This is a genomic window from Halomonas sp. hl-4, from assembly GCF_900215475.1.
In the GTDB taxonomy this organism is placed as follows: domain Bacteria; phylum Pseudomonadota; class Gammaproteobacteria; order Pseudomonadales; family Halomonadaceae; genus Vreelandella.
This window is the reverse complement of sequence record NZ_LT907845.1, coordinates 1954286-1966368: the sequence shown is the minus strand read 5'-3', so window position 1 is coordinate 1966368 and position 12083 is coordinate 1954286. Positions and strand designations below refer to the sequence as shown.

Genomic DNA, 12083 nt, shown 5'->3' with positions numbered 1-12083 from the left:
ACTCAGAATGGCAAGTTGAGCGGCAATAAAAGGCCCGCTGAACGGATGACGGCTTCATCTTAACGATGATCTATGGTATAAAGCCGCGCGCTTTCCTGCAATCGTCATCCGCTGCAATCTTCAGGTTGTCGAGGTTGAAGAAGCATCAAAGCGTTATCACGGCACCGCAGGCATTGCGCCGCTTACGGGCGGGTAACCTTGCGGTATTGAACAGCAAGCCTTGAAAACACACATGCACCGGCACATGGTCCCGGGTGCCGCTGGCAGCGTCTAACGCTGTCAATGGTCGGATCCATGGGGTGCGTGGAGGCCTAACCCGAGTTTCAGGAGTTTTACCATGTCTCACGTTAATATGCGTGACCTGCTCAAAGCAGGCGCTCACTTCGGCCACCAGACCAAGTACTGGAATCCGAAGATGGGCAAGTTTATCTTCGGCGCGCGCAACAAGATTCACATCATCAACCTTGAGCACACACTGCCGGCGCTTAATGAAGCGATCGACGTGGTCGAGAAGATGGCGGCATCCAACAACAAAATTTTGTTTGTTGGCACCAAGCGCAGCGCTAGCAAGATTATTAAAGAAGAAGCCAATCGCGTTAGCCAGCCGTTCGTCAACCATCGCTGGTTGGGCGGCATGCTGACCAACTTCAAGACCATTCGTCAGTCCATCAAGCGTCTGCGTGAGCTAGAAACCATGCGCGAAGACGGCACGTTCGAAAAGCTGACTAAGAAAGAAGTCTTGATGGCGACGCGTGAGCAGGACAAGCTTGAGCGCTCTATTGGTGGTATCAAGAACATGGGCGGCCTGCCGGATGCCATGTTCGTGATTGACGTTGACCACGAGCGTATCGCGATCAACGAAGCCAACAAGCTGGGCATTCCGGTTATCGGCGTGGTGGATACCAACTCCAACCCCGATGGCGTTGATTACGTGATTCCAGGCAACGATGATTCCATCCGCGCTATCCAGATTTACGTAAAAGCGATTGCCGATGCCTGTGGTCGTTCTAAAGAAGGTCGCCCCGACGAGTTTGTCGAAGTGACAGAAACTGAAGAAGCCGCTGACGCCGACAGCAGCGCTGCCGCCGAGTAAACCGGTGGCCGATGCGGTATCGTTGCTGGTGCCGTATCACTTAAGAGGGGGCCTGGGCCCCCTTTTTCCCGCTTTGGGTGAATGCTTGGAGTGGGCAGTCTTGGGCCGACATCAACGTTGGCAGCGCCATGCAGAGTGAGATAATTCGGTCATTTACCGTCGTTATGCTCTGTAGGTGTTTAACTCTCAGCTAGAACCATTTCAGAGGTGAAATCTCATGGCAGCTATCAGCGCCTCTCAGGTTAAAGAACTTCGCGAACGTACCGGCTTGGGCATGATGGAGTGTAAAAAAGCACTCACCGAAGCAGGTGGTGACATCGAGGTTGCGATCGAAAACCTGCGTAAGAGCTCGGGCCTAAAAGCCGCGAAAAAAGCCGGCCGCACCGCTGCGGAAGGTGCCGTCGTGACCCGCGTTGCCGACAACGGCAGCTACGGCGTCATGGTGGAAATCAACTCCGAGACCGACTTTGTGGCTCGCGATGACAACTTCATTGCGTTTGCCGACAAAATTGCCGACGCCTTCTTCGCCGCTAAAAGCGAAGACGTTGCCGCTGTGATGGCCGGCGATCTTGAGACCGCTCGTGAGCAGTTGGTACAGAAAATCGGCGAGAACATTGGCGTGCGTCGTGCGGTTGTCGTCGATGCCGCTGACGGTGGCACGGTTGGTGAGTACGTTCATGGTGGCCGTATTGGCGTGTTGACCGTTCTTAAGGGTGGCGATGCCGAGGTGGCAAAGGATGTTGCCATGCACGTAGCCGCTATCAATCCTTCGGTTGCCCATCCGGAAAACATGCCCCAGGAAGAGCTGGATAAAGAAAAAGCGATTATCCTGGCGCAGCCTGATATGGCCGGTAAACCGGAACAGATCGCTGAAAAAATGGTGCAGGGCCGCCTCAAGAAGTACCTTGCCGAAAACAGCCTGACCGAGCAGCCATTCGTCAAAGACCCCAACCAGACGGTTGCCGAGTTTGTAAAAGCGGCCGGTGGCGAGGTGGTTGGTTTTACTCGCTTTGAAGTGGGCGAAGGCATCGAGAAAGAAGAAGTCGACTTCGCCAAAGAAGTTATGGAACAGGCTGGCCGTCACTAAGGTCAGAGAGTCCAGCTGTAGGTTGGCGTGCGCGCAAGCGCACGCCTTCGCGTATCCGGCCCCTGCATAATAAAAGGGGTGATGCCGCTTGTCGGCGCTAAGGTCTGCCCTAGGAGAATTGCCATGTCGCGCGATGATCAAGAACCGCTTGCCTCTTTGTCTAGCAAATCGAAAACCGACGGTTCCAAGTCAAAATACAAGCGTATTTTACTTAAGCTGTCTGGCGAAGCGCTGATGGGGGATCATGACTTTGGTATTGACCCGAAGGTGCTGGATCGTATGGCGCTGGAAATTGGCCAGCTAGTGGGTATTGGCGTTCAAGTGGGTATCGTCATCGGTGGCGGTAACTTATTTCGCGGTGCGGCGTTGAACGAAGCCGGTATGGACCGCGTGACCGGTGATCATATGGGCATGCTTGCCACGGTGATGAATGCCCTGGCGATGCGTGACGCGCTGGAACGTTCCAATATTCGCTCGCGGGTGATGTCGGCGATTCCCATGAGTGGGGTTGTCGAGCACTATGACCGGCGCACAGCAATCCGTTATCTTACTTCGGGCGATGTTGTGCTGTTTTCAGCCGGTACGGGGAATCCGTTTTTTACCACAGACTCCGCCGCCTGCCTGCGAGGAATTGAGGTCGATGTTGACGTGGTAATTAAAGCCACCAAGGTCGACGGGGTTTACAATAAAGACCCGGTGAAATACCCAGACGCCGTCAAGTATGACCAGCTTTCCTACGATGATGCGCTCGATCAAAAGCTTGGTGTTATGGATTTGACCGCTATCTGCCTGGTACGTGACCATGATATGCCGGTGCGGGTGTTTGATATGAACAAGCCTGGCGCCCTGCTAAATTTAGTAGTTGGGGGCAAGGAAGGCACGCTGATAGACAGAGGGTAACGACGTGATTAATGACATTCAGAAAGATGCAGAGTCTCGCATGAAAAAAAGCGTTGAGGCGCTGCATAGTAACTTCAACAAGATTCGTACCGGGCGTGCCCATCCGAGCATTTTAGATGCGGTAACCGTTGAATATTACGGCGGACAGGTGCCGCTTAATCAGGTGGCTTCAGTGAACGTTGAAGATGCGCGTACGCTGACGATTGCGCCCTGGGAACAGAGCATGGTGCAGAAAATCGAAAAGGCCATCATGACGTCTGACCTGGGTTTGAATCCGGCCAGTGCGGGCAACGTGATTCGTGTGCCGATGCCGATGCTGACGGAAGAAACGCGTAAGGGTTACATCAAGCAGGCGCGCAGCGAAGCTGAACATGCCCGGGTTGCAGTACGTAATGTCCGCCGCGACGCCAACGGTGATTTTAAGTCACTGTTAAAAGATAAAGACATTACCGAAGACGATCAGCGCCAGGGTGAGGACGAGATCCAAAAGCTGACCGATAAATATATTGCCGAAATTGACAAAGCGCTTGCAGCAAAAGAGCAGGATTTGATGCAGGTGTAAGATCGGCTGTTCACGCCGCGGGCAGCAGCGCTGCCCGCTCAGCCATCCATGATTGGCTTTTCTATGATTGATCTTTGGTGTAAGCATTCATGACGTCACCGCAGCTCCCCGGACAACGCCCGGACGATGCCAACGTGCGCGAGGCCGCGCAGGATCCGGTGCCGTCCCATGTGGCGATTATTATGGACGGAAATAATCGCTGGGCTCGTGCACGCGGTCTTTCAGGTGCTCGAGGGCACCGTGCAGGGGTAGAGGCCGTCAGGGCGGTTATTCAGCGTGCGGCCGAACGTGGGGTCGAAACGCTCAGCCTGTTCGCCTTCTCGAGTGAAAACTGGAAGCGCCCAGCCGCTGAAGTAAACGCGCTGATGGAGCTTTTTTTGATGGCGCTCAAGCGTGAAGTTAAAAAACTTCACGAGCGTAATATCCGTTTGTCGATTATCGGCGAGCAACGTGGTTTTTCCCACGCTATCCAAAAGCAAATCCAACGCGCTGAGTCGCTGACCGCCAACAACTCAGGCATGCACCTGGTGATTGCGGCTAACTATGGCGGCCACTGGGACATCGCACAGGCCGCTCGGCGTTTGGCTGAGCAGGCAGTCGCAGGTGATATCTCGCCGTCCGCCATTGATGAAGTGCAAATGGATCAGGCTATGGGCGGCGGCACCTACGTCCCCCCCGTTGATTTGTGCATCCGCACGAGTGGCGAACAGCGGCTGTCGAATTTTATGCTCTGGCAGTTAGCTTACGCCGAACTGCATTTTTCGCCGCTGTTATGGCCCGACTTTCACGCGGAGGCGTTCGACGAGGCGCTGGATGACTTTTGTCAGCGACAGCGCCGCTTTGGCATGACAGATGAACAATTAGAGGCCCAGGGTGCTTAAACAGCGAGTGATAACCGCCGCCTGGCTAGCACCTTTGGTGTTGATCGGCTTGTTTGGTCTGCAAGGTGCCAGTTTTGCTCTCTTCACAGCTTTGTTCATGCTGGTGGGGGCATGGGAGTGGACCAACCTGGCGGGCGTGAGGCAGCCGTTCAAGCGTGCAGCACTTGTAGCGGGCTGTGCCGGCTTGATGCTGGTGATGTGGTTCACCCATGCAGTGCTCGCTGTGTGGCCGCTATGGTTGGCCGCAGCGGGTTGGCTGGTTAATTTTATCTGGGTCACTCGCTACCCGGCCTTAACGTCGCAATGGCACACCCCTCTAGTGCGTTTATTGATGGGGCTATGGGTGCTGTTGCCCTGCTGGGTCGGTTTTAATCTTCTGCGCGAAATAGGCGCGTTATGGCTGCTGTTTGTGTTGCTGCTTGTTTGGACAGCTGACATTGGGGCCTATTTTGCCGGGCGTCGCTGGGGCAAGCGCAAGCTGGCCCCTCGCGTTAGTCCAGGTAAATCCTGGGAAGGCGTATTTGGTGGTATGGCAGCGACGGCCCTGCTGGCCGTTGGGTTTTCACTAGGACTTTCGCTGGGGCTTGCTAATAGCGTCCTACTGGTGGTCATTACCCTGTTGGTAACGTTGGTCTCCGTGTTGGGCGATTTGCTTGAGAGCATGCTCAAACGTTACCGTAACGTTAAAGACTCCAGCCAGTTACTGCCGGGGCATGGCGGCGTGCTTGATCGCGTGGATAGTCTCACGGCGGCGATTCCTCTGTTTGCGCTACTTTACTTACAGGTGCTGGGGCTATGACGTCGTTAGCTATTCAGCGTGTCACGGTGCTGGGCTCCACCGGCTCAATCGGCACCAGCACGCTTGATGTGGTCGCACGTCACCCTGATCGCTACCAAGTCCATGCGCTAACTGCGCACACTTCCAAAGAGGCTCTGCTCACCCAATGCCTCACCTTTCGCCCTGCCGTCGCGGTCCTCTCCAACGATGCTGATGCCGGTTGGCTTCGCGCGGAGTTGGGGCGAGCGAGTCAGCCCACCGAGGTTCTGGTGGGGGCTGAGGCGCTGTGTGATGTGGCCCGTGATGCAAGCGTCGACATTGTCATGGCGGCCATTGTAGGAGCGGCGGGTCTGCTGCCCTCGCTTGCGGCGGCAGAGGCGGGCAAGCGCGTACTGCTGGCCAACAAGGAAGCGCTGGTGATGAGCGGCGCGCTATTTATGCAGGCTGTGGCGCGCTCGGGGGCCACACTGTTACCGATTGATTCCGAACATAATGCCATCTACCAGTGTCTACCCACCGAACATCGTGGCGGCTTGGCACAACACGGTATCTCTCAGCTACTCCTTACTGCTTCCGGTGGTCCTTTTCGCACCTGGAGTGAGGCAGCAATCGCCCAGGTGACGCCGGAGCAAGCGTGTGCACATCCCAACTGGTCCATGGGACGCAAGATATCGGTGGATAGCGCCACGTTAATGAATAAAGGGCTTGAGCTAATTGAGGCTTGCTGGCTGTTTGATGCCCGCCCCGATCAGATCCAGATCGTTGTGCATCCGCAAAGCGTGATTCACTCGATGGCGGCCTACCAGGACGGCTCTGTGCTTGCCCAGTTAGGCAATCCGGATATGCGCACGCCCATCGCTTACGGGCTGGCATGGCCTGAGCGCGTCGACGCGGGCGTCGAAGCGCTGGATCTATTTCAAGTGGCGCGGCTGGACTTTGAGGCGGCGGATGAGGTGCGTTTCCCGTGCTTGCCGCTTGCCCGTGAGGCGATGCGCGTTGGCGGCCTCGCCCCGGTGGTGCTTAATGCTGCCAATGAGGTGGCGGTCGATGCCTTTTTAAACCACAGGCTGGGCTTTCTGGAAATCAGCCGATTGGTCGAAGAGGCGCTATCGACACCCGTCGACGGGCGTGCCGATAGTCTTGAGACTATTTTATGGGCTGACCAGTGCGCGAGGGAACGTGCGGCTGGGTGGCTGAAACGTTGGTCCGCTTAATCTCAGCCAGGCTGAGTAGCATATCGAGGAGTACCCTGTGGGCCTGATACAAAACATTTTGGCGGTAATCGTGGTGTTGGGGTTATTGGTCACCTTCCACGAATTCGGCCATTTTTGGGTGGCGCGGCGCTGCGGGGTCAAGGTGCTGCGTTTCTCCGTAGGCTTTGGCAAGCCGCTTTGGTCGCGGGTGGATCGCCATGGAACCGAGTTTGTCGTTGCCGCTATTCCGCTGGGCGGATATGTCAAAATGCTCGACGAACGCGAAGCGCCGGTACCGGACGATCAGCTTGATCAGGCGTTTAACCGTAAGAGTGTATGGCAACGTATCGCGGTGGTCGCAGCGGGGCCTATCGCCAACTTTTTGTTAGCTATCGTCGCCTATTGGGCTCTGTTTGTGGTGGGTACGACCGCAGTCGCGCCGATGGTGGGAGACACTGAACCAGATTCCCCTGCTGCCGAAGCGGGACTTGCTCACGGCGATGAAATTACTGCCATTCAGGGCGAAGCCGTCAGCGACTGGGAAGCAATCAATCTAAAGCTAATCTCGATGATTGGCTTCAGCGGCGACCTAACCATTGAGGCGCGACCTGAGGACGAAAGCAACGTAGCGACTTATCAGCTACCGCTGCGCGATTATTTGACCCGCCAGGATCCGCCTCAGCCGTTGGAAACGCTGGGCTTAACCCCTTGGCAGCCCGATGTGCCCGCCACGCTGGGTCAAGTGATCGACGATCAGGCAGCCGCCGAGGCTGGCTTACAGGTGGGCGATCAAATTATTGCGGTGGATGACCAGTCCATTGCTGACTGGATGGCGTTTGTCAATGTCATTCGAGGCAGCCCCGGCGAAACCTTGACGGTCGAGTTTGAGCGTGATGGGGAACGACAAAGCACAAACTTAACGCCTGGCCGCAATACCCTGGAGACAGGCGTTGAAATTGGTTACATTGGGGCCGGTGCAGAGCCTGTTGCTTGGCCTGAAGAATTTCAGCGTGAGATACGCTATGGCCCGATTGAGGCTGTCGGGCAGTCGCTGTCGCGTACGGCAGATATGACATTGCTGACCGTCGACGCCATTCGTAAGATGCTGGTGGGGTTGATATCGCCGTCTAACCTGTCAGGCCCGATTACCATTGCACAGGTTTCCGGTGATTCTGCTCGGGCGGGTCTGGAAGCATTTGTGGGTTTTCTAGCGTATCTTTCTATTAGCCTTGGGGTGTTGAATTTGCTGCCGATCCCCGTATTGGATGGCGGCCACCTAGTTTATTATTTCTTGGAGGTCGTGCGCGGACGGCCGGTCTCCGAGCAAACCCAAGCCATAGGCCTACGTATCGGGCTTGCCATGGTCGGCACTCTGATGCTGATGGCCCTGTATTTTGATCTGATGCGCCTCTGGTAACGACGCGTGTAGTGCCTAGGATGCCTTGTCATCTGCCTGCACAAATGTATATGGTGCCTGTTTGAATGCATAGGCAGACCAACGCGAGCGAAATGATTGCATGAAAATCAAGACCTTTGGAATGGCGGTACTTTTGCTGGCGGGTGCCAGCGGTGCCCAAGCACAATCCTTTGAAGTTTCGGACATTCGTGTTGAAGGACTGCAGCGGGTTTCCGCCGCCTCGGTCTTTAATGCGTTTCCTGTGAACGCCAATGACCGGGTCAGCGAGAGCGAGCTGGCGGCAGCGTCACGGGAACTCTTCGAAACCGGATTGTTTGAAGACGTATCGCTGGAGCGGGAAGGCGACGTGCTAGTGGTTCAGGTTGTCGAGCGTCCCACTATCGCCCAGTTGAATATCGACGGTAACGAGCAAATTGCGGAAGATGATTTGCGCAAGGGGCTGACCGAGGCCGGGATTGAAGAAGGCCAGGTGCTTCAGCTCTCAACGCTCGAAGAAATGGAGCGCGAGCTGGAGGGGGTTTATCAAGCTCAGGGCCGTTACAGCGCAGGCATCGAGACCAACGTCGAGGAAGTCGATGAGGGGCAGGTGCGCGTCGATATCGATATCAACGAAGGCGAAGTGGCTAAAATCCGTCAAATCAATATTGTCGGTAACGAAGACTTCGACGATGAAACGCTGCTGGATCTTTTCGAGCTGGAAGACCGCCCAGGCTTTTTGTTTGGCTGGTTTTCCAACGATGAGTATTCCCGTGAAGCGCTGGGCGGAGATATTGAGCGTTTACGGTCTTACTACTTGGACCGCGGCTACGTTAATTTCGACGTGACCTCGACCCAAGTATCGATCGGGGCTGATAAATCAGAAATCTTCATTACCCTCAATGTCGACGAGGGCGAGCAGTACCGCGTTGGCGATGTTCGCTTCGCCGGCGATTTAGAAATCGGTGAACAAGAAGCTCAGGATCTATTGACCATTGAGCGCGGTGAAATCTTTTCGCGTCAGGAGCTCAATGCGTCAACTGAAGCGCTGCGACAGCGTCTGGGTGCGGAAGGCTTTGCCTTCGCCGATGTCGAGGGAGTGCCCGAGGTATCGGATGATGGTGAAACGGTCGATCTGGTGATTAACGTCGATCCAGGGCAGCGAGCCTATGTGCGGCGTATCGAGTTTATCGGCAACACGACCACAGAAGACGAAGTGCTGCGCCGCGAAATGATACAGATGGAAGGCGCACCCGCCTCCACGGACTCGATTACCCAGTCGCGTCAACGCCTTGAGCGGCTAGGCTTTTTCAGCCAAGTTGAAGTCGATACCGAACAGGTGCCTGGTGAGTCGGACAAGTTGGATGTCACTTATAACGTTGAGGAGCAGCCGTCGGGTTCCGTCTCCGCTAGCGTCGGGTTCTCGCAAAGCGCCGGGGTGATCTACGGGGCGGCATTGTCCCAGAACAACTTCCTGGGCACCGGTAACCGCGTCAATGTTGGCGCTCAGCGTAGTGACACTTTCACCAGCGTCAACTTCGGTTTTACCGATCCCTATTGGACGCTGGACGGCATCTCGCGTGGTTATGATGTCTTCTATCGCGAAACTGACTACGAAGATTCCGATATCTCGACCTACTCCACGGATGCGTTTGGCGCGGGTATCGACTTTGGCTACCCCATCAGTGAACTATCGCGGCTGAACTTTGGTGCTAGCGTCGAAGATATTACTGTCAAAACCTATTTTGACACCGCATCTGAAATTCGTCGTTATGTCGAGGATGAGGGCGATAATGCACAAACCCTGAAGCTTAACGCCAACTGGACACGTAATAATCTCAACCGCGGCATCATGCCCACGGCGGGTAATTACCAGCGTGTCGCCATTGAAACCGGTGCGCCTGGCAGCGACACCCAATACTACAAAGCCAGCGCCCGAGCGCAGCAATTGTTCGCGCTCAATGATGCGTGGTCACTGAAATTTACCGGTGATGTGGGCTATGCCGACTCGGTGGGAGATGACCCTTATCCGTTCTACGAGAACTTCTACGCCGGCGGTCTAGGCTCGGTTCGCGGGTTTACGTCCAATACCTTAGGGCAGCGGACCACTCCCGGACAGGAAGGCGGTCGAGATCGCACCATGGGCGGTAACGTACTGGTTGAAGGTAGCGCCGAAGTGATTTTCCCGCTTCCGTTTGTAGAGGATCAGAACTCTTTGCAAGCATCGTTGTTCTTAGATGCGGGTAATACGTTCTTGTCATCCTGCTACGATGTGCTGGATGAAGACGCGAGTCGGCAGCAGTGTGACTCCGGCGTCGACCTGGGCGATCTGCGCTACAGCGCCGGGGTGGGCTTGTCCTGGCTGACGCCAGTGGGTCCGCTGACCTTTGCGGTGGCCGAGCCATTGAATGATGAGACCGGGGATGATACCCAGTTCTTCCAGTTCTCGTTAGGCCAGTCATTCTAACGTATTGACGCGCGCCTCATGGGGCGCGCCAGCTTTACAAAAAAGGAGTTACTACCATGCGTAAGCTCACTGGGGTCGTTTGTCTGTTGGGTGCCATGGTGTTATCAGCACAGGCGCAAGCAGACGAAGTGGCTGTGCTTGACTGGCGTGCAGCGTTGATGAATAGCGAGTCTGCCCAATCATCCATCAGCCAGCTGGAAGGCGAGATTGGCGATCAACAACGCGAAGCTGAAAGCCTTGGCAACGAGCTGCAGGGCTTGCAGGAACGCTTACAGAATGAAGGCGATGCGATGCCTGAAGCCGAGCGCGAGTCGTTGATTGCCGAACTGCAGGAGAAAGGCAACCGCTTCGAGCAGTTGCGTCAGGAAATAGGTCAGGCCCAACAGCGCTCAGAGCAACAGTTTTTGGAAGGCGCAGAACCCAAGCTGGAGCAGGCGGTAGATCAGGTGATTGATCGCCATGGTATTGAAGTCTTGGTTGAGCCCCAAGGCGTGCTGCATTCCTCCAGGGACCTACCCAACGTGACGGAAGAAGTGACGCAGATTTTTAACTCGCTTAACTAAAATACCCATAATGATCGGTGCGGCTCTGCCGCGCCAAAGGTTCTTTGGCCACCCATGACTCACGCTTCTCACGACCTAACGCTGGCGGAGATCGCCCGCCATTTGAACGTTGCCTTTGAGGGCGACGGGAGCCAGTCCATCAGGGGATTGGCAACGCTGAAAGAAGCCAAGTCCGACCAGGTGGCTTTTTTGGCGAACCGTGCTTACCTGAAAGACTTGGCCGTAACCCAAGCTGCAGCCGTTCTGCTTCATCCCGAACACGGCAAAAGCTGCCCTGTGGCCCGTTTGGAGATAGACAATCCCTATTTGGGTTATGCCAAGCTGTCCCAGCTTTTTGATCCGCTCCCCGCCCGGGATGTGACGGGAATCCACCCCAGCGCCGTGGTCGCAGAGAGTGCGTCGCTGGGAGAAGGCGTCAGCGTTCAGGCTAATGCGGTGATTGAAGAAGGTGTGGTGCTAGGTGATGGCGTAGTGGTTGGCGCAGGTAGCGTCGTGGGTGCCGATAGCGTGGTGGGCGATCATAGCCGGTTACATGCCAATGTGACTGTCTGCCATGGCGTCGTCATTGGCCAGCGGGTCATTTTACAAAGTGGCTGCGTGATTGGCGGGGATGGATTTGGTTTTGCCCACGATGGCGGCCAGTGGCATAAAATTGCTCAGTTGGGCGGTGTCGTGCTCGGCGATGATGTGGAAGTTGGCAGTTGCTCAAGCATCGACCGGGGCTCGCTGGGTAACACCGTCATCGGTAACGACGTGAAGATCGACAGCCAAGTACAGATTGCCCATAACGTAACGGTAGGTGATCACAGTGCGTTAGCGGGGTGTGCCGGCATCGCGGGCTCTACCCATGTGGGGCGCCATTGTATGTTGGGTGGCGGTGTGGGGATTGCCGGCCATCTGACGATTTGTGACGGTGTCCAGGTGACTGGGATGAGCCTGGTGACCAACTCTATCCATAAGCCTGGGATTTATTCATCCGGCACCGGGGCTATGACCAACGCCCAATGGCGTAAAAATGCCGTTCGTTTTAAACAGCTTGATGACATAGCTAAGCGATTGTCACGCTTAGAAAAAAATCATCGCGATCAGTCGTGACTGTGTGAATATGGCAGTGGGTCGGTTGAGGCTCACCAGCAGCGCGTTATAATCCACTGCCTTTTGATCGG

Annotated in this window: 12 protein-coding genes; 11 read left to right on the top strand and 1 reads right to left on the bottom strand. The window is 55.6% G+C overall.

All coding sequences use genetic code 11. The features are described from left to right. Positions 1-145 precede the first annotated feature (145 nt). The gene (locus CPH17_RS19940) at positions 146-283 is read right to left on the bottom strand and encodes a hypothetical protein (RefSeq protein WP_156524128.1); all 138 of its coding nucleotides are present in this window, start codon (positions 281-283) and stop codon (positions 146-148) included. Between the two features lie 54 nt (positions 284-337). Between CPH17_RS19940 and rpsB the strand changes: the two genes are divergently transcribed. From rpsB to lpxD, 11 genes are all read left to right on the top strand, one after another. After that, the gene (rpsB, locus tag CPH17_RS09345; RefSeq protein WP_074397488.1) at positions 338-1093 is read left to right on the top strand and encodes a 30S ribosomal protein S2; all 756 of its coding nucleotides are present in this window, start codon (positions 338-340) and stop codon (positions 1091-1093) included. Positions 1094-1310: 217 nt separating this feature from the next. Next, positions 1311-2180, top strand: a complete 870-nt coding sequence (tsf, locus tag CPH17_RS09340; RefSeq protein ID WP_074397487.1) for a translation elongation factor Ts — start codon at positions 1311-1313, stop codon at positions 2178-2180. Positions 2181-2303: 123 nt separating this feature from the next. After that, positions 2304-3080 carry a UMP kinase gene (pyrH, locus tag CPH17_RS09335; RefSeq protein ID WP_074397486.1) on the top strand — a complete coding sequence of 259 codons (777 nt, stop codon included), beginning with the start codon at positions 2304-2306 and terminating at the stop codon, positions 3078-3080. Between the two features lie 4 nt (positions 3081-3084). Beyond that, positions 3085-3642 carry a ribosome recycling factor gene (frr, locus tag CPH17_RS09330; protein WP_074397485.1) on the top strand — a complete coding sequence of 186 codons (558 nt, stop codon included), beginning with the start codon at positions 3085-3087 and terminating at the stop codon, positions 3640-3642. 89 nt (positions 3643-3731) lie between these two features. Continuing rightward, a complete protein-coding gene (gene uppS, locus CPH17_RS09325; RefSeq protein ID WP_074397484.1) occupies positions 3732-4523 on the top strand; it encodes a polyprenyl diphosphate synthase in 792 nt (263 codons plus the stop codon). Continuing rightward, on the top strand, positions 4516-5322 hold the full coding sequence (locus CPH17_RS09320) for a phosphatidate cytidylyltransferase (protein WP_096299263.1): 807 nt from the start codon (positions 4516-4518) through the stop codon (positions 5320-5322). The genes uppS and CPH17_RS09320 overlap by 8 nt, the downstream gene beginning before the upstream one ends. Further along, the gene (gene ispC / locus CPH17_RS09315; RefSeq protein ID WP_096299261.1) at positions 5319-6515 is read left to right on the top strand and encodes a 1-deoxy-D-xylulose-5-phosphate reductoisomerase; all 1197 of its coding nucleotides are present in this window, start codon (positions 5319-5321) and stop codon (positions 6513-6515) included. Before CPH17_RS09320 ends, ispC begins: the two co-directional genes overlap by 4 nt. Before the next feature lie 37 nt (positions 6516-6552). Then, positions 6553-7911 (top strand): sigma E protease regulator RseP, encoded by a 1359-nt coding sequence (rseP, locus tag CPH17_RS09310; protein WP_074397481.1) that lies wholly within the window; start codon positions 6553-6555, stop codon positions 7909-7911. Between the two features lie 100 nt (positions 7912-8011). After that, the gene (gene bamA / locus CPH17_RS09305; protein ID WP_441316765.1) at positions 8012-10354 is read left to right on the top strand and encodes an outer membrane protein assembly factor BamA; all 2343 of its coding nucleotides are present in this window, start codon (positions 8012-8014) and stop codon (positions 10352-10354) included. 56 nt (positions 10355-10410) lie between these two features. Next, positions 10411-10917, top strand: a complete 507-nt coding sequence (locus CPH17_RS09300) for an OmpH family outer membrane protein (RefSeq protein WP_074397480.1) — start codon at positions 10411-10413, stop codon at positions 10915-10917. A gap of 54 nt (positions 10918-10971) precedes the next feature. Further along, positions 10972-12012: a UDP-3-O-(3-hydroxymyristoyl)glucosamine N-acyltransferase gene (gene lpxD / locus CPH17_RS09295; protein ID WP_074397479.1), complete on the top strand. Its 1041-nt coding sequence runs from the start codon at positions 10972-10974 to the stop codon at positions 12010-12012. Positions 12013-12083: the final 71 nt, after the last annotated feature.

What these genes read in the sequence shown, in the direction of transcription:
- ispC (WP_096299261.1), top strand. Translation starts at nt 5,319, where the DNA reads ATGACGTCGTTAGCTATTCAGCGTGTCACGGTGCTGGGCTCCACCGGC.
- pyrH (WP_074397486.1), top strand. Translation starts at nt 2,304, where the DNA reads ATGTCGCGCGATGATCAAGAACCGCTTGCCTCTTTGTCTAGCAAATCG.
- rpsB (WP_074397488.1), top strand. Translation starts at nt 338, where the DNA reads ATGTCTCACGTTAATATGCGTGACCTGCTCAAAGCAGGCGCTCACTTC.
- bamA (WP_441316765.1), top strand. Translation starts at nt 8,012, where the DNA reads ATGAAAATCAAGACCTTTGGAATGGCGGTACTTTTGCTGGCGGGTGCC.
- CPH17_RS09300 (WP_074397480.1), top strand. Translation starts at nt 10,411, where the DNA reads ATGCGTAAGCTCACTGGGGTCGTTTGTCTGTTGGGTGCCATGGTGTTA.
- uppS (WP_074397484.1), top strand. Translation starts at nt 3,732, where the DNA reads ATGACGTCACCGCAGCTCCCCGGACAACGCCCGGACGATGCCAACGTG.
- tsf (WP_074397487.1), top strand. Translation starts at nt 1,311, where the DNA reads ATGGCAGCTATCAGCGCCTCTCAGGTTAAAGAACTTCGCGAACGTACC.
- lpxD (WP_074397479.1), top strand. Translation starts at nt 10,972, where the DNA reads ATGACTCACGCTTCTCACGACCTAACGCTGGCGGAGATCGCCCGCCAT.